Source organism: Roseococcus sp. GW821-FHT12F05 (assembly GCF_058806835.1).
Genome location: NZ_JBXAQB010000013.1, coordinates 1 through 15,442, shown reverse-complemented (window position 1 = coordinate 15,442; position 15,442 = coordinate 1). Strand labels below are relative to the sequence as shown.

Below are 15,442 nucleotides of genomic sequence, written 5' to 3'. Positions count from 1 at the left end.
GAGGGGGGTGGAATGGCAAGATTGGGGGGCTATGGCACGGCCATCTTGACGTCCGTGGCCAGAAAATCCTTGCCCTTGAACAGCAGCGGCGCATCGATCTGCCTAGCCAATGCATAGGCCGCGCAGTCGGCGATGTTTAGCTTTGCTTGTGGATGGAAGCCCTTGCCGAAGCGGGAATAGGCTTCTGCGGCCGCCTCCGCCATGCCGCCTCGAACGGAACGATGCGGGCACCGGTCTGATCGATGGAAACGCCGCGCTCGCTCCATGCCCAGAGGGCTGCGGCGGCCCAGCATGACGTCCAACGTCGCGTAGAGCGTCAGCGCCGAGATGACGCAGCCCTCCGCCGCGACGAGTGCGGCAGCCAGGACTTCCGCGTCCGGCTCCACTTCCATGATGGCGATGAGGGGGGAGGTATCGAGGACGAGCGTCACCCCTCCCAAAGCTCATCCCGGATCACTTCAACGGGCCGGGGATCGAGAAGCGGCAGCCGGGCGATGCTCTTTGCAATCTCCTGCATGGCAGCCGGGTCCGCGCGCCGTGCCGGCTCCACGCCGAGCAGCCGGCGCACCATCGCATCCGGCGTCTCGCCGCGCGCATTGGCCCGGCTCAGAAGGAGTGCCCCGGTGTCGTTGGACAGGATACCCATCGCCCGACCCTACACCTGCGGCGGCGTCAGCCCAAGAAGCTTTCCCCATGCTGCCGCGGCACGAAGCGGCCGGTGCCGGGCTTCGCCAGCACCTCCGTCCCGTTCCAGATGCAGCCGCCGCGCAGGTAGGTCGCGGCCACGCGGCCCTTCATCGCCATGCCGTCATAGGGCGACCAGCGGTTCTCCTCGCGGTCCTGGATCTTCGCCGCGTCATAGGTGAAGTCGCCGCGCTCCATCACCAGCAGGTCGGCGTCGCAGCCCGGGCGGATGGCACCCTTCTTCGGAAAGAGCCCATGGAACCTCGCCGGCCGCTCCGAGCACAGCGAGGCCATCAGCGTCACCGGCAGGCCGCGCTGCTCCAGCAGGGTCAGCATCAGCGGCGCGAAGCTCTGCAGCCCGACCAGCCCGGCGCCGGGCGCGAAGATGTCGCCGTGATATTCCTTCCGCGCCTTGGGCCAGGGCGCGTGGTCGGTCGAGACATAGGCGATCTTGCCCTCGGCCAGGCTCACCCACATCCGTTCCACCTCATCCGCTGTGCGGAACGGCGGGTTGCACTTGCCGAAGCCCTGCAGCCGGACGAGGTCCTCCTCGGTCATGCAGAGGTACTGGATGCAGGCCTCGCCCGAGGTCTTCGCGCCCTGCTTCCGGAACATCTCGGCCAGGTCGAAGCCGCGCGCCAGCGAGGAATGCGCGATATGCACATGCGCCCCCGTCTCCAACGCCATCTCGAAGATGGCGAGGTCGGCCATGGTCTCGCAGAGCGGCGGCCGCGTGCGCGCATGCATGATGGGATCGGTGCGCCCGGTCGCCTTGGCCGCGGCGATCGCGCCCTCGACGATCTCCTGGTCCTCGTTGTGGATGCCGACCATCAGCCCGGTCTTCGCGATCTCGCGGAAGGCCGCTTCCATGGTGGTGTGGTCGATGCGCGGGAAGCGCACCGCGTCGTATTCGTAGGTGGAGAGCTTGAAGGAGCAGACGCCCGCCGCCGCCAGCCCGGCGATCTCCTCCACGCCGCCATCCTTCCGGATAGTGCCGTAGAGCGCCATGTCCACATGGCTGGTCGTGTTCACCACCGCGATCTTCTCGGCGAGGATCTTCGCGTCGGTCACCGGCCGCGGGATGTCGTAGGGCATGTCCACGCAGGTGGTCACGCCGCCCGCCGCGGCCGTCCGCGAGGCGCCCTCGATGCCCGGCCAGCCCAGCGCACTGCTCGTGTGCATGTGACCGTCCACGAGGCCCGGGAAGACCAGCATGCCCCGATGGTCCGCGATATCAGCCGAGGCCGGCGGCACGCCCTGGCCGATCGCCGCGATCACCCCGCCGGAGACGCCGGCCCAGCCGCCCTCCAGCACTCGGTCGCCCAGCACCAGATCGCCCCGCACCACCAGATCGAACACCATCCCGCGGAAATCCCTCGCCCATGTTGCGCTGCATGCCGGGGCGCCTAGGATGCGACCCGTCACAGGAAGAAATCAGGCTAGGCGCGCGCGGATGGGCCGCCAAGCCGGGCATGAGGAAAGAGGAACGCGCGAATGCAGATGCACGCGGTCAAGGTTTACCCCTCCAAGGCGCTGCTGAAGCGCGAAGAGCAGCTCGCCTGGAAGATCGCCGGCGTCGCCGCGGACAAGGTACCCGTCCAGAAGGACGTGGCCGAGATGATCATCAACCGCATCATCGACAACGCCTCGGTGGCCATCGCCGCCATCAACCGCCGGCCGGTGGTATCGGCCCGCGGCATGGCCCTCGGTCATGCCAAGAAGGGCGGCGCCGCCGTCTTCGGCATGCCGGCCAGCTTCACCGCGAGCCCCGAATGGGCCGCCTGGGCGAACGGCACCGCGGTGCGCGAGCTCGACATGCACGACACCTTCCTCGCCGCCGACTACTCGCACCCCGGCGACAACATCCCGCCGATCCTGGCCGTCGCCCAGACCATGGAGCGCTCGGGCCGCGACCTGCTGCGCGGGCTCGCCACGGGCTACGAGATTCATATCGACCTGGTGCGCGCCATCTGCCTGCACGAGCACCGCATCGACCACATCGCCCATCTCTGCCCGGCCCAGGCGGCCGGCATCGGCGCGCTGCTCGGGCTGAAGCAGGAGGTCATCTTCCAGTCGGTGCAGCAGGCGCTGCACACCTCCGTCACCACGCGCCAGTCGCGCAAGGGCGAGATCAGCTCCTGGAAGGCCTATGCGCCCGCCCATGCCGGCAAGCTCGCCGTCGAGGCCGTGGACCGCTGCATGCGTGGCGAGGGCGCTCCCAGCCCGATCTACGAAGGCGAGGACAGCGTGATCGCCTGGATCCTCTCCGGCCGCACCCAGGCCGACAGCAAGGGCCGCAACACGGTCTTCGACCCCGTCTACTACGAGGTGCCGCTGCCCGGTGCCGGCGAGGCCAAGCGTGCCATCCTGGACAGCTACACCAAGGAGCACTCGGCCGAGTACCAGAGCCAGGCGCTGATCGACCTCGCCTTCCGCATGCGCGAGTCCATCACGGACATGGAGAAGATCGAGAAGATCATCATCCACACCAGCCACCACACCCACTACGTGATCGGCACCGGCGCCAACGATCCGCAGAAGATGGACCCCAAGGCGAGCCGCGAGACGCTCGACCACTCGATCATGTACATCTTCGCTGTCGCCCTGCAGGACGGCCGTTGGCACCACGTCGACAGCTACGCGCCCAAGCGCGCGGCCCGCGCCGACACGGTCCGCCTCTGGCACAAGATCGAGACCACCGAGGCGCCGGAGTGGACGGAGCGCTACCATTCGCGTGATCCGGACACGCTGGCCTTCGGCGGCCGCGTGGAGATCCTCTTCAAGGACGGCACGAAGCTGGTGGACGAGCTCGGCGTGGCGAACGCCCATCCGCGCGGCGCACGCCCCTTCGCCCGCGAGCAGTACATCAAAAAGTTCCGGGAGCTGACGGACGGGATCATCACCACGCGCGAGGCGAACCGCTTCATCGAAGCGGCGGAGAACCTGACCGGCCTCAAGGCCGGCGAGCTCGGCGCGCTGCATGTTGCGCTGCCGAAGGGCACGCTGACCGAGAGCAAGCCCGGCATCTTCTGAGGATGCCGCCGCTGAGGCCCGCGACCCCGGAGGATGCGCCTGATCTCGCGCGCATCAATCGCCGGGCGCGGCAGCGGCGATGCCCTGGCTCGGCGAGGTGCGCAGCGAGGCCGAGGTCGAGGGCTGGCTGCGCCGTTACCTGATCCCGCGCGAGCAGGTGCTCTGCGTCGGCAGCAAGCTGCCGCCTGGCCATGACGGCTTCGGCGAGCCGCCGCTCGGCTATATCGGCTTCGGTCGGGAAAGGGGCGGCTGGTCCGTCCACGACCTCTATATCGATCCCGACGCGCAGAGGCGGGGCCTCGGCACCGCCCTGCTGCAATGCGCCATCGGCGCTGCCGGAAGCGCGCCGCTCCGCCTTCGCTGCTTCGCCCGCAACACCGTCGCGCGGCTTCTACGAGCGCCACGGCTTCGTCGTGGAAGCGGAAGACGACGGCAGCGGCAACGAGGAAGGCGAGCCGGACGTGCTCTACCTCCGCTCCTGACCTAGGGCAGCATGCAGGTGACCCGCAGCCCCGCGCGGAGATCGGCGTCGCTGAGCACCGGTCCGGTCATCCTGCCGATGCGGACCATCGTCGGCTGGCCCGGCGGCAGCTCCACCTCCTGGCTGGCGGTCAACGGACGGCTGGCGACGGTCAGCCGCACCGTGACCATCCGGAAGGGGCGCGATCCCAGCAGGTTCGCGCTGTAGATCGTCGCCGCGGGGACGCGCCCCTCGCGCTCGGCAGGAGCGTAGGTGGTGCTGAAGCCGAGCACCTGGATCATCCCGTTCGCCACGCAGTCGCCCGAGCCCTGCGCCGCGGCAGGCAGGGCGGCGAGGCCGGTCAGGGCGAGGGCGGCGGCAAGCGGCTTGAGCATCTTCGAAGTCTTTCCTGGTTCGACGGCCAGCCTGCCATCCGTCGGTGCGCCACGCGAGGCGGCGGGCCCGATGGCGCGCATCGGCCCGCCCGATGGACAGCCCGGCGCGCGGGCGTAAGCTGCGCCGCACAATAAGCAGCATGAGGGATGCCATGAGTGAATCTGCCCCCGACCTCCGCAAGGGCCTGGTCGGCGTCTATGCCGACGTCTCCACCATCTCCAAGGTCATGCCGGAGACCAACAGCCTCACCTATCGCGGCTATGCCGTGCAGGATCTCTGCGAGCAGGCGAGCTTCGACGAGGTCGCCTACCTCCTGTGGAACGGCGAGTTGCCGGACGCCGCGCAGCTCGCCGCCTTCCAGGCCGAGGAGAAGGCCAACCGCGCGCTGAGCCCCGCGCTGCTCCGCGTCATCCGCGAATTCCCGAAGGATGCGCATCCGATGGATGCGATCCGCACGGCCGTCAGCTTCATGGGGATGGAGGACCCGGAATGGGCCGACATCTCCGACGCCGCGCAGCGCCGCAAGGCCATGCGCATCCTCGCCAAGGCGCCGACCGCCGTCGCCGCGGCCTTCCGCCTGTCGAAGGGCCTGGAGCCGGTGGCGCCCGATCCCTCGCTCTCCTACTGCGAGAACTTCTTCAAGGTGGTGTTCGACAAGGTGCCGGCGAAGGAGGTCATCAAGGCCTTCGACGTCTCGATGATCCTGTACGCCGAGCACACGTTCAACGCGTCCACCTTCACCGCCCGCACCATCAGCTCGACCATGGCAGACATCCACGGCGCGATCACCGGCGGCATCGCGGCGCTGAAGGGCCCGCTGCACGGCGGCGCCAACGAGGCGGTGATGCACATGCTCAAGGAGATCCCCTCGCCGGAGGAGGCGGAGGCCTGGCTGCGCCAGCGCTTCGACCACAAGGCGCTGGTGATGGGCTTCGGCCACCGCGTCTACAAGTCGGGCGACAGCCGCGTGCCGACGATGAAGAAATACGCCGAGATCATGGCGGAGGTCGTGGGCGACAAGCGGTGGATGAACACCTCCGCCGTGCTCGCGAAGGTGATGCTCGAGGAGAAGCGCATCCACCCGAACCTCGATTTCCCTGCAGGCCCCGCCTACTACCTCATGGGTTTCGACATCCCGCTCTTCACGCCGATCTTCGTCTGCAGCCGCATCGTCGGCTGGTCGGCGCACGTGTTCGAGCAGCTCGCGGACAACCGCCTCATCCGTCCGCTCTCTCTTTATACGGGGCTGGAGCAGCGGCCGGTGCCGCCGATGAGCGCGCGTTGACTCACTGAGGCCCGCGCTGAATCGCAGAGGCCGTCCGAGCGATCGGACGGCCTCTTTCGTTGATGCCGGTGATGCGTCGGCGATTCATCCTGCGCGAAAATGCATGTGCAAATGCAGAATGTGTTTGACACGCAACTCGCGCATTCCGATAGCGTTGCAAACGCGCGCATTGACGCGCGATTCGCTTGCATGAAGACGCCGGCGCGAGCATCGCGAGAGTGGCGAGCATCGAAGTGGATCGCGGAGCAGGGCGAGCGTCGAGCAGGAAGGATGATCCAAGATCGGATCCGCGGAATCCCGTTTTCCGGTCGCTGCGGAAGGAAGGCATGGGCCGTCGCCTGATGCCGGCGGAAGCGCAGATGGCGCGCCGAGCTTTCTTTCGCGGGGTGCGTCGCCTGTCGAGTGAATGTCTCTGCCATCCGCCGCGGCGTGGCGCCGCGGCGAAGTCACCATCCAGGTCTGGAGCGCCACGGCGCATAGGAGAAGAACAATGACCGATACGATCGACACCACCGAGACCAAGCCGCGCGCTCAGGCGATGGCGATGGCCACCGGCGCCCGCCGCACGGCCAAGAAGCCCGCCACCGCGCGCGGCCGCGTCGCTGCGGCGAAGAAGCCCGCCGCGAAGAAGGCCGCGCCTGCGAAGAAGGCCGCGCCGAAGAAGGCCGTTGCCGCGAAGAAGCCGGCTGCGAAGAAGGCTGCTCCGAAGAAGGCCGTCGCCGCGAAGAAGGCCGCTCCGAAGAAGGCCGTCGCCGCGAAGAAGCCGGCTGCGAAGAAGGCCGCTCCGAAGAAGGCCGCTGCCGCGAAGAAGCCGGCTGCGAAGAAGGCCGCGCCTGCGAAGAAGGCCGCTCCGAAGAAGGCCGCTGCCGCGAAGAAGCCGGCTGCGAAGAAGGCTGCTGCCCCGAAGAAGGCCGCTCCCGCGAAGAAGCCCGCCGTGAAGGCGAAGGATCCGAAGCGCGCCGAGGCCGCGAAGAAGGCCGCCGCGACGCGCGCCGCGAAGAAGGCTGCTGCCATGGCGCCGGCTCCGGCTCCGACCGAGACGCCGACGACCTGATCACGCCTGATATCGCGTGACACCGGTGCCGCCCCCGTCGGGGCGGCACTTTTTTTATGTACGCCGCGTCAGCCGAAGGTGGAGAGCAGGTCGTCCACCTGCGGCGGCGTCAGCAGCCGCGGCGACATCCCGCGCAGCATCAGCGCGAGCTTCGCGGCCTCCTCCAGCTCCTCGGCGGCGTTCACCGCGTCGGTGAGCGTGGCGCCGCAGATCACCGGACCGTGATTGGCGAGCAGCACGGCCTTCGCGCCCTTCGCCGCCTCGTGCACCGCCGGCTCCATCTCCGGATTGCCCGGCCGGTAGTAGGGGATGAGCGGCAGCGTGCGGCCGACGCGCATCACGAAATAGGGCGTGAGCGGCGGGATCACCGCCTCCTCGAAGCAGGAGATCGCGGTGGCATAGGTGCTGTGCAGGTGCACCACGGCGCCGGCCTCCGGCCGCGCGTCGAGGAAGGCGCGATGGAGGAAGACCTCCTTGGTCGGCTTGTCGCCGCCGACATGCTTCCACGCCAGGTCGAGCTTGCTGATGCGTCCCGCCTCGAGCCGGCCGAGGGCGGAGTTGGTCGGCGTCATCAGGTAGCCGTCCGCGAGCCGCACGCTGATGTTGCCTGCGCTGCCCACGGAGAACCCGCGCTGGAAGAGCGAGGCCCCGAGCTCGACCAGCAGCCGGCGCTGCGTCTCCTCGCTCACTGGAAGGCCTTGAGGAAGAAGTCGCGCGCTCCGAAATTGCCGCTCTTGAGCGCGAGCAGCATGCCCTCGGGCGCGCTGTCCGGCATCGCATGCGTCCAGGGCACGCCGGGATCGATCTCCGCGCCGATGCGCAGCGAGTGCACGCCGAGCCGCTGCACCACCGAGCCCGAGGTCTCGCCGCCCGCCACGACGAGGCGCCGCACGCCGGCCGCGACCAGCGCCTCGGCGATCTCCGCCATGGCTTCCTCGACCAGCGCGCCGGCGGCGTCGCGGCCGAGCTTCTTCTGCAGCGCCTCCACGCGGTCCGGCGGCGCGGAGGCGGCGATCACGATGGGGCGGCCGGCCTCCAGCTTGCCTTCCATCCACGCCTTCGCCTGGCCGGCCAGCGCGGCGGCGTCGGGCGTCGCCAGCGCGTCGAGCTCCAGCGTCGGCACATGGTCGCGCGCCACGCCGATCTGGCCGAGCGTCGCGCGCGAGCAGGAGCCGGCGAGCACCGCGGCGAGCCCACCAACCTCCGGCAGCGAGCCCGCATCCTGCCGCGCCGGCAGCAGCCCGGCGCGCCGAAAGTTCTCCGGCAGGCCCATCGCGATTCCGGAACCGCCCGTGATCAGCGCATGGCTCGCGCAGGCCTCGCCGAGCGCCATGAGATGCGCGTCGGTGATGGCGTCGGCGATGGCGAAGCGCCGGCCGGCCTCGCGCAGCTTCGTCACCTCGCGCCGGATCGCCGCCGCGCCCTGCTCGACCACGGTGAACGGCAGCAGGCCGACGCCGCCTTCCGTCTGCCGGCTCAGCACGCGCACCAGGTTGGCGTCGCGCATCGGCGTCAGCGGGTGGTTCTCCATCCCGCTCTCGTTCAGCAGGGCGCCGCCGACGAAAAGGTGGCCCTGGTAGATGGTGCGGCCGTTCGTCGGGAAGGCGGGGCAGGCGATGGCGAAGCCACCGTCGAGCCGCTTCAGCAGCGCCTCGGCGACGGGGCCGATATTGCCCTCGTCCGTGCTGTCGAAGGTGGAGCAGTACTTGAAGAGGAACTGCTTCGCGCCGGCGGCCAGCAGCGCCTCGCAGGCGGCCAGCGATTGCGCGACGGCCTCGGCGGCGGGGATGGTGCGCGACTTCAGCGCGACGATGACGGCATCGGCATCGGCCTCGGGCAGGGGGCCATCAGGCACGCCGATCACCTGGACGGCGCTCATCCCCTGGCGGACGAGGGTGCTGGCGAGGTCGGTGGCGCCGGTGAAGTCGTCCGCGATGCAGCCGAGAAGCGGCATGGTGTTTCTCTCCGTTGTCGCCTCCGATTTAGGCCGGGTGCGGAACATCAGCAAACGGGGCTTGAAGCGCGCGCCCGGAGGGGCAACATCTCCGGCATGAGCGACCACATGCATCGCCGTCCCGTCCTGGACATGACGCCCGAGGGCGAGTTCCGGGACCCGCCCCGCCCCAGCGGGCTCAACGCCCTGCTCGCGCGCACGAGCGGCCTCGCGATCCTCGTCGCGCTTGCCGCGGGCGGGCTTTTGATGGTGGCGCTGGCCATCTTCTTCATCGGCCTGCTGCTGCCGGTGGTGATCGGCGCGGCGGCCATCGCGAGCGTCTCGCTCTGGTGGCGCCGCCGCCGGATGCGGGCCATGGGCCTCGAGCCTGGACCCTTCTTCGTCGTGGTGCGACGCTAGCCCATCCCAGCGGCCGCGCGGTGCGGCCGTGACGCGAGGCTGCGGTCGTGCCGCCCGAATCCCCCTTCGGCCTTGATCCTTCCCGAACCTATGACGTCGGCCGCGACGGCGAGGCGCGCGAGACGCCCATGCCGCCGCCCGAATGGCTGTCGGGGCGCCATCGGCTGATCCTCGGAATTTTCGCGCTCGCTCTGCTGGTGGTGGGCGGATTCGCGGGCGTCACCGTGGCGGCCTTCGCCTCCGGCGCGCGCGGCGCCGCGGCGGTCTTCGCGCTCCTGACGCTGGCCGCCTCGCCGTTGCTGCTCCTGGGCCCCCTGCAGGACCGCTGGCGGCACCGGGCGAAGCGGATCCGACCTCAGTCCCGCTCGTAGAGCAGCCGCGCCCGGATCGTGTGGGGCAGCGCCCGCAGCTCGGCCAGGATGGCCTCGCCGTCCCGCGTGGCGCCGGCATCCACCACCACATAGCCGATCTCGCCGTCGGTCTGGAGATACTGGCCGGCGATGTTCACGCCGCGCTTCGCAAAAATCTGGTTCACGTTGCCCAGCACGCCCGGCGCGTTGCGGTGGACATGCATGAAGCGCGTTCCCGTCGGCCGTGCCGGTAGCGCGACCTGCGGGAAGTTGACCGCGCCCTCGGTGCTGCCCGTGTCGGAATAGTCGGCGAGCTTGCGCGCGACCTCCTCGCCGATGCGCGACTGCGCCTCCTCGGTGCTGCCGCCGATGTGCGGGGTCAGGATCACATTGTCGATGCCCTGCAGCGGCGAGACGAAGGGGTCGCCGTTGCGCTTGGGCTCCTCGGGGAAGACGTCGAGCGCCGCGCCCGCCAGATGGCCCGAGCGCAGCGCCGCGGCCAGCGCCGGCACGTCCACGATGGTCCCGCGGGCGTTGTTGATGAGGAAGCTGCCCGGCTTCATCTTCGCGATCTGCTCGGCGCTCATGAGGTTCATGGTCGCCGGCGTCTCCGGCAGGTGGACCGTCACCACGTCCGACCAGTGCAGCAGCTCGTCCAGCGAGCCACAGCGGCTGGCATTGCCGTGCGGCAGCTTGGCCGCCGTGTCGAAATAGATCACCCGCATGCCGAAGGCCTCGGCGAGCACGGAGAGCTGGCTGCCGATATTGCCGTAACCGACGATGCCGAGAGTGCGTCCACGCACCTCGCGGTAGCCGTCGGCCGACTTGTCCCACTGCCCCGCATGGGCGGCGGTGGACTTCGGGAAGATGCCGCGCAGCAGCATGACGATCTCGCCCAGGGTGAGCTCGGCGACGGAGCGCGTGTTGCTGAAGGGCGCGTTGAAGACGGGGATGCCGAGCGCGCGGGCGGCGGCGAGGTCCACCTGGTTGGTGCCGATGCAGAAGCAGCCGATGCTGATGAGACGGTCGGCATGGCTCAGCACCTCCTCCGTGATGTTGGTGCGGCTGCGGATGCCGAGCATGTGGACGCCGCGCACCGCCTCGTTCAGCGCGGCGCCTTCCAGCGCCTTCTTCTCGCGGCCGATATTGGTGTAGCCCTCATGGCCCAGCAGCTCGACGGCCGTGTCGGAGATGCCCTCCAGCAGCAGCGCGCGGATGCGGTCCTTCGGGAGGGAAAGCTGATCGCTCATGTGAGATGCCTTATCGGTTCGCCAGATCCGCCAGCACCTGCGCCAGCACCCGTGCTCCGGCGGCGAGCGCCGGAGGCTCCGCATATTCCGCAGGATGGTGCGAGACGCCGGCGCGGCAAGGCACGAAGATCATGCCCGTCGGACAGAGGGGGTGGATGAACTGCGCGTCGTGGAAGGCGCCGGAGGGCAGCCGCAGCGCGCGCAGGCCCTGGGCGCGGGCGGCGGTCTCCACTGCATCGGGCACCAGGGGCGCGAAATCGGTGGGGACGGCGTGGAAGCGCTCGGTGACCTCGGCGGTGCAGGTCTTCAGCGCCGACTGGATCACGCCCTCGATGGCGTTGCCGCGCGCCTGGAGGACAGCGTTGTCGGGGTGGCGGAAGTCGATGGTGAAGCGCGCGACGGCGGCCACGCTGTTGGAGGTGTTCGGCTCCACCTCGATATGAGCCACGGTGAAGCGCAGCACGTCGGTCGGGTCGTGCATCAGCGCGTTCAGCGCGGTGATGGCGCGTAGCATGTCCTGCACGGCGTCGCGGCGCAGGCCGAGCGGGGTGGTGCCGGCATGGTCCGACTTGCCGTTGATTTCCACCAGGAACCATCGGCTGCCCTGGATGCCCGTGACCACGCCGATGTCATACCCCTCGGCCTCGAGGCGCGGGCCCTGCTCGATATGCGCCTCGACATAGGCGAAGGGGGCAGGGCCCTCGACCACACCGAGCGGGCGGCGGGCGATATCGGCTTCCAGCACGAGATGCCCGGCCAACGCGTCGCCGAAGCGGATGCCGTCCTTGTCGGTCACGGCGTCCCAGGTCTGCGGCGAGCGGTAGCCGGCATAGGCCATGCTGCCCATGCAGCCCGGCGCGTAGCGGCCGCCCTCCTCGTTGGTCCAGGCGACGACCTCGATAGGCCGGCGCGTGGAGACGCCCGCCTCGCGCAGCGCCTGCACCGCTTCGAAGGCCGCGAGCACGCCCCAGATGCCGTCGAAGCGCCCGCCCTGCGGCTGGCTGTCCATGTGGCTGCCGGTGACGACGGGGGCCAGCGTCGCGTCCGTGCCCTCGTGCCGGAGGAAGAGGTTTCCGAGGATGTCGGTGCTGGCCGTCAGCCCCACGGCCTCAGCCCAGGAGATCAGCAGCCGCCGCGCCGTCCGGTCGAGATCCGTGAGGCACGCCCGGTTCACGCCCTCGTTGCCATCGGCGTCGGTGAATCCGCCGATCGCGCCCATCTCCATCAGGCGCTGCCACTGGCGCGCCTCGCTGACGGCGGCGACGAGATTAGGGGCGACGGTGTCGGGCATGCGGGCCTCCTGCCGCGGCATTAGAGCAAGTCCCAGGCCCTTGCCAGCGAGGCCTTCCGCGCGTCAGCCTTGCGTTTCCTTGAGAGGAACAAGAATGGACCGGCTTTCCACGCATGTTCTGGATACCGCGCAGGGCCGCCCCGGCGCCGGCATGGGCTTTTCGCTGTTCCGGCTGGAGGGGGAGGAGCGCGTCCTCCTCGCCGAGGGCATCACCACCGCCGACGGGCGCGCGCCGGCGGGACTGCTGCCCGAGGCGGCCTACCAGCCCGGCCGCTACCAGCTCGTCTATCGCGTCGCTGACTATTTCCGCGCGGAGGGCTTCGACCTGCCCGAGCCGCCCTTTCTCGATCGGGTGACGCTGAGCTTCGGGCTGGGCAACGACGCGCATTACCACGTTCCCCTGCTGGTCTCGCCGTACAGCTACACCACCTATCGCGGAAGCTAGAGGCAGACCCGACCGGAAGGGCTGTCTGGCTTCCGGGCCGTGCATCCAGCCACGCGGCCAGTTGCGCGCGCTCGATCTGGTAGCTGCCGATTTGCTGGTGCGGCACGAAGCCGATCTGGCTGTTGATCGACAGCATCGCGGCATTCACCTCGGCATTGCTGGCCGTCATCAGCGCCGCTGCCGGCTGCCGCTCGCGCACCATCCCGAGCATCGCGGCTTTCACGGCCTTGCCGAGGCCCCGGCCACGCCAGCCAGGTGCGACGGCCGTCAGGCCCTGGAAGACCCGGTCGGGGAAGCGCGCATCCCAGCTGGCATCGCACATGGCGGCCAACTCCTCGCCCTGCATCAGCAGGACCAGTGGCTGGACGGGAACCAAGGAAAGTAGGGTCTCCACCTAAGCCGAGATTTCGACCAGCCCTGGCAACGGCGTCGCGTCGCGGCTGTTCGGGAAGGCCCGCAGCAGCGCCGCTTCGTTCAGCCCGAGATGGTCGGCCAGCAGCCCCTTCGCCACCCGGCGGAGATCCAGCGTGGGCGCGAGGTCGCGATTCTCGAACAGCCGCCCCGGGCCGACGCCGGGCCAGTCCGCCGCCACCCGGCCCCCGCGCACCGCGCCGCCGAGCAGGAAGGCCACGCCCGCCGTGCCGTGATCCGTGCCCTGGGTGCCGTTGATGCGCGCCGTGCGGCCGAACTCGGTCATGACAAGCACGGCCGTCTGCGGCCAGGCCGCGCCGAGCCCCGCGCGCAGCGCCTCCAGCCCCTCGTCGAGCACGCGCAGCACGCCGGCCAGCCGCGGCCCCTGGGTCGCATGGGTGTCCCAGCCGCCGAGCTCCAGCGCCGCCACGCGCGGCCCGCGCGGCTCGGCCAGCAGCCGCGCCGCCGATCCGGCCAGGGTTACGAAGCCGCTGGTGCCCGGCGGCGGCGGCTCCAGCCCTGCCAGGACGCCGGAGGAAAAGCCGCGTGCGCGCAGCCCTTCGGCAAAGGCCGGGCCGAGCTCGCGGTCGCCACGATGCAGGCGGGCGAGGGCGGCGAGGATCTGCGTGTCCGGCCGCGCACGCGCCTGCGACGCGAAGCTGCCGACGCGCATGGGGCCGCGCAGCAGCAGCGGCACGTCGATGCCGAGCGCGAGGCCGCGCCGCGCCGTGCCGGCCGTCTCGGCGGGCATGGTGGCGAGCGCGCGGTTGAGCCAGCCGTCCGGGAGACGCTGGGTGGCGCCGCATTCGAGAAAATCCTGCGCCTCGAAATGGCTGCGGCTGCGCCAGGGGCCGGCGATGGCGTGCAGGATCAGCGCCCGGTCGGAGGTGTAGAGGTCGTGCAGCCGGGGCAAGGCCGGATGCAGGCCGAAGAAGCCGCCGAGGTCGAGCGTGCCGCCCTCCTGGCCAGGCTCGGGGGGCGCGTGCGGGCCGCGCAGCGCGGCGAAGCCCGGATCGCCATAGGGCGCCACCGCGGCGAGCCCGTCCAGCGCGCCGCGCAGCAGCACGACGACGAGGCGCTTGTCGCCCGCCGGCCCCTGGGCGAGGGCCAGGCGCGTGCCGCCCAGCGCCATCGCGCCGCCGAGGCCGAGGAGGAAGGAGCGGCGTTCGAGGTTCATCGGCGTTGCGCCTCCGGGCTGGCGAGCAGCACCACGATCGCGTCCCGCGCCGAGCCGGCGCGGCGCACCACGTTCAGGGTCTCCGTGCGGGCGAGGGGGCCGAGCACGGTCTCCGCCAGGGTCTCGGGATCGGTGCCGCCGCCCGTCGCGGCCCGCCCGGCCAGCTCGGTTGCCCAGTCGAGACGGCGCATGAGCTGCTCCGGCGCGGCCCATTCGCTCGCCGCGTCGGACCATCCGTCCGGCGCCGGCGCGTTCCAGAGCGACTGGTTCAGCCGCGTCAGCGTGGCAAGCAGCATGGGCGCCGCCTCCGCGCCCAGTCCGAGGGCGCGCAGCACGGCGATGGCGTAGTCCTCCCCGCTGCGGAGCTTGCGCAGCGGGACCTGGGCGTCGGGTTCGGCGAGGACCGCGCGCGCGACGGCGGCGAGGTCGCCGCGGCTGTCGCGGAACGCGCCCTCGATCCAGGTCAGCGAGGCACGCGAGGGCACGTCGGCCACGAAATGCCGGGCGAGCTTCGCCGCCAGGGCGCGGTAGGTGGAAGGGTGGTTCGCAAGGAAGCGCAGCGCCTCGGCGCCACCCTGCTCGCCCTCCGGGAACTCGCGGCCCAGCAGGCGCTTCGTCCCCGGCTCGTGCGCATCCGCGCGGAACAGGAAGCCGTCGACCTCGGAAAACTGCTCGCCACGGCCGGCGGACCAGCCGGTGAGGATGCGCGCCAGTGCGGTCACGTCCTGCTGGGTGTAGCGCGCGGCCGGCGTGACGGTGTGCAGCTCCAGGCACTCGCGCGCCAGGTTCTCGTTCAGCCCGCGGCCGCGCCGGCCGACGGGGCTCGTGGGGCCGGTCGAGTTGGTCTGGTCGAGGTAGCCCAGCATGGCGGGATGCCGGTAGGCGGCGAGCAGCAGGTCCTCGAAGCGGCCGAAGGCCTTCGCGCGGATGGCCGCGCGCTGGTAGTGCCCGAGCCAGGCCGTGGTCTGGAAGGCACGGCGGCTGACGGTGAGGTGGTTGGTCCAGAAATTCGCCCAGCGTTCGGCGAAGGGGCTTCGCGTGGCGATCATCCGCGTGGCCCAGGCGGTGGATTCCACCCGGAAGATGTCGCCGACGCCCGGATGCCGGATGTCGCGCCGCTGCGCGCGCAGGGCGACCTGGATATCGTTGAGGCTGGGCCCGGGCAGCTCGGGCATGGGCGCGACCTGGGCCGAGAGCCAGGCCGAGGGGTCGGCCGGCAGGGGTGCTTCGGGGCGGGCCCCGAGGCCGAAGCG

General features: G+C 70.4%; 18 protein-coding genes. 8 read left to right on the top strand and 10 right to left on the bottom strand.

Annotation, left to right across the window (positions count from 1 at the left end; genetic code table 11):
- Window positions 1–29: 29 nt before the first annotated feature.
- From AC1ROY_RS24975 to AC1ROY_RS24965, 3 genes are read right to left on the bottom strand one after another with little or no spacing between them, the layout of a single operon-like run.
- Window positions 30–431: a type II toxin-antitoxin system VapC family toxin gene (locus AC1ROY_RS24975; protein WP_493151622.1), complete on the bottom strand. Its 402-nt coding sequence runs from the start codon at window positions 429–431 to the stop codon at window positions 30–32.
- Window positions 428–646: a hypothetical protein gene (locus AC1ROY_RS24970; RefSeq protein ID WP_493151621.1), complete on the bottom strand. Its 219-nt coding sequence runs from the start codon at window positions 644–646 to the stop codon at window positions 428–430. Before AC1ROY_RS24970 ends, AC1ROY_RS24975 begins: the two co-directional genes overlap by 4 nt.
- Before the next feature lie 26 nt (window positions 647–672).
- Entirely contained in the window at window positions 673–2,046 is a 1,374-nt protein-coding gene (locus AC1ROY_RS24965; protein WP_493151620.1) for a dihydroorotase, read from the bottom strand.
- Between the two features lie 132 nt (window positions 2,047–2,178).
- Between AC1ROY_RS24965 and AC1ROY_RS24960 the strand changes: the two genes are divergently transcribed.
- The gene (locus AC1ROY_RS24960; RefSeq protein WP_493151619.1) at window positions 2,179–3,717 is read left to right on the top strand and encodes an MmgE/PrpD family protein; all 1,539 of its coding nucleotides are present in this window, start codon (window positions 2,179–2,181) and stop codon (window positions 3,715–3,717) included.
- Window positions 3,718–3,796: 79 nt separating this feature from the next.
- Window positions 3,797–4,204 (top strand): GNAT family N-acetyltransferase, encoded by a 408-nt coding sequence (locus tag AC1ROY_RS24955; protein WP_493151618.1) that lies wholly within the window; start codon window positions 3,797–3,799, stop codon window positions 4,202–4,204.
- Here the strand turns inward: AC1ROY_RS24955 and AC1ROY_RS24950 are convergent.
- Entirely contained in the window at window positions 4,201–4,572 is a 372-nt protein-coding gene (locus AC1ROY_RS24950) for a hypothetical protein (RefSeq protein ID WP_493151617.1), read from the bottom strand. The genes AC1ROY_RS24955 and AC1ROY_RS24950 overlap by 4 nt on opposite strands.
- Window positions 4,573–4,724: 152 nt before the next feature.
- Between AC1ROY_RS24950 and AC1ROY_RS24945 the strand changes: the two genes are divergently transcribed.
- Together AC1ROY_RS24945 and AC1ROY_RS24940 are read left to right on the top strand one after the other, a co-directional pair.
- Window positions 4,725–5,858, top strand: a complete 1,134-nt coding sequence (locus AC1ROY_RS24945) for a bifunctional 2-methylcitrate synthase/citrate synthase (protein WP_493151616.1) — start codon at window positions 4,725–4,727, stop codon at window positions 5,856–5,858.
- 406 nt (window positions 5,859–6,264) lie between these two features.
- Window positions 6,265–6,912 (top strand): histone H1-like repetitive region-containing protein, encoded by a 648-nt coding sequence (locus tag AC1ROY_RS24940; RefSeq protein ID WP_493151615.1) that lies wholly within the window; start codon window positions 6,265–6,267, stop codon window positions 6,910–6,912.
- A 68-nt stretch (window positions 6,913–6,980) separates the two neighbouring features.
- Here AC1ROY_RS24940 and otnC read toward each other — a convergent pair whose 3' ends face one another.
- Both otnC and otnK read right to left on the bottom strand, forming a co-directional pair.
- Window positions 6,981–7,601, bottom strand: coding sequence for a 3-oxo-tetronate 4-phosphate decarboxylase (otnC, locus tag AC1ROY_RS24935; protein ID WP_493151614.1), 621 nt, complete (start codon window positions 7,599–7,601; stop codon window positions 6,981–6,983).
- Complete coding sequence (gene otnK, locus AC1ROY_RS24930; protein WP_493151613.1) at window positions 7,598–8,866, bottom strand: 3-oxo-tetronate kinase; 1,269 nt, start codon at window positions 8,864–8,866, stop codon at window positions 7,598–7,600. Before otnK ends, otnC begins: the two co-directional genes overlap by 4 nt.
- Before the next feature lie 108 nt (window positions 8,867–8,974).
- On the opposite strand from otnK, the gene AC1ROY_RS24925 reads away from it, so the two are divergent.
- Window positions 8,975–9,265, top strand: coding sequence for a hypothetical protein (locus tag AC1ROY_RS24925; protein ID WP_493151612.1), 291 nt, complete (start codon window positions 8,975–8,977; stop codon window positions 9,263–9,265).
- A 47-nt stretch (window positions 9,266–9,312) separates the two neighbouring features.
- Window positions 9,313–9,636: a hypothetical protein gene (locus tag AC1ROY_RS24920; protein WP_493151611.1), complete on the top strand. Its 324-nt coding sequence runs from the start codon at window positions 9,313–9,315 to the stop codon at window positions 9,634–9,636.
- On the opposite strand, the gene serA is transcribed toward AC1ROY_RS24920, so the two are convergent.
- Both serA and AC1ROY_RS24910 read right to left on the bottom strand, forming a co-directional pair.
- Complete coding sequence (gene serA / locus AC1ROY_RS24915; protein ID WP_493151610.1) at window positions 9,621–10,865, bottom strand: phosphoglycerate dehydrogenase; 1,245 nt, start codon at window positions 10,863–10,865, stop codon at window positions 9,621–9,623. The genes AC1ROY_RS24920 and serA overlap by 16 nt on opposite strands.
- Window positions 10,866–10,875: 10 nt before the next feature.
- Entirely contained in the window at window positions 10,876–12,156 is a 1,281-nt protein-coding gene (locus AC1ROY_RS24910; protein WP_493151609.1) for a hydantoinase/carbamoylase family amidase, read from the bottom strand.
- 94 nt (window positions 12,157–12,250) lie between these two features.
- Here AC1ROY_RS24910 and uraH point away from each other — a divergent pair, with 94 nt between their 5' ends.
- A complete protein-coding gene (gene uraH, locus AC1ROY_RS24905; protein ID WP_493151608.1) occupies window positions 12,251–12,601 on the top strand; it encodes a hydroxyisourate hydrolase in 351 nt (116 codons plus the stop codon).
- Between the two features lie 61 nt (window positions 12,602–12,662).
- Window positions 12,663–12,986, top strand: coding sequence for a hypothetical protein (locus AC1ROY_RS24900; RefSeq protein WP_493151607.1), 324 nt, complete (start codon window positions 12,663–12,665; stop codon window positions 12,984–12,986).
- Between the two features lie 9 nt (window positions 12,987–12,995).
- On the opposite strand, the gene AC1ROY_RS24895 is transcribed toward AC1ROY_RS24900, so the two are convergent.
- A complete protein-coding gene (locus tag AC1ROY_RS24895; protein WP_493151606.1) occupies window positions 12,996–14,189 on the bottom strand; it encodes a DUF1501 domain-containing protein in 1,194 nt (397 codons plus the stop codon).
- Window positions 14,186–15,442 (bottom strand): DUF1800 domain-containing protein (locus tag AC1ROY_RS24890; protein ID WP_493151605.1); only part of this gene is annotated, 1,257 nt, incomplete at its 5' end. The genes AC1ROY_RS24895 and AC1ROY_RS24890, both read right to left, overlap by 4 nt.

Coding starts and splice junctions, on each gene's coding strand:
- AC1ROY_RS24970 (WP_493151621.1), bottom strand. CDS start 646: ATGGGTATCCTGTCCAACGACACCGGGGCACTCCTTCTGAGCCGGGCC.
- AC1ROY_RS24965 (WP_493151620.1), bottom strand. CDS start 2,046: ATGGTGTTCGATCTGGTGGTGCGGGGCGATCTGGTGCTGGGCGACCGA.
- AC1ROY_RS24960 (WP_493151619.1), top strand. CDS start 2,179: ATGCAGATGCACGCGGTCAAGGTTTACCCCTCCAAGGCGCTGCTGAAG.
- AC1ROY_RS24955 (WP_493151618.1), top strand. CDS start 3,797: ATGCCCTGGCTCGGCGAGGTGCGCAGCGAGGCCGAGGTCGAGGGCTGG.
- AC1ROY_RS24950 (WP_493151617.1), bottom strand. CDS start 4,572: ATGCTCAAGCCGCTTGCCGCCGCCCTCGCCCTGACCGGCCTCGCCGCC.
- AC1ROY_RS24945 (WP_493151616.1), top strand. CDS start 4,725: ATGAGTGAATCTGCCCCCGACCTCCGCAAGGGCCTGGTCGGCGTCTAT.
- AC1ROY_RS24940 (WP_493151615.1), top strand. CDS start 6,265: ATGTCTCTGCCATCCGCCGCGGCGTGGCGCCGCGGCGAAGTCACCATC.
- otnK (WP_493151613.1), bottom strand. CDS start 8,866: ATGCCGCTTCTCGGCTGCATCGCGGACGACTTCACCGGCGCCACCGAC.
- AC1ROY_RS24925 (WP_493151612.1), top strand. CDS start 8,975: ATGCATCGCCGTCCCGTCCTGGACATGACGCCCGAGGGCGAGTTCCGG.
- serA (WP_493151610.1), bottom strand. CDS start 10,865: ATGAGCGATCAGCTTTCCCTCCCGAAGGACCGCATCCGCGCGCTGCTG.
- AC1ROY_RS24910 (WP_493151609.1), bottom strand. CDS start 12,156: ATGCCCGACACCGTCGCCCCTAATCTCGTCGCCGCCGTCAGCGAGGCG.
- uraH (WP_493151608.1), top strand. CDS start 12,251: ATGGACCGGCTTTCCACGCATGTTCTGGATACCGCGCAGGGCCGCCCC.
- AC1ROY_RS24895 (WP_493151606.1), bottom strand. CDS start 14,189: ATGAACCTCGAACGCCGCTCCTTCCTCCTCGGCCTCGGCGGCGCGATG.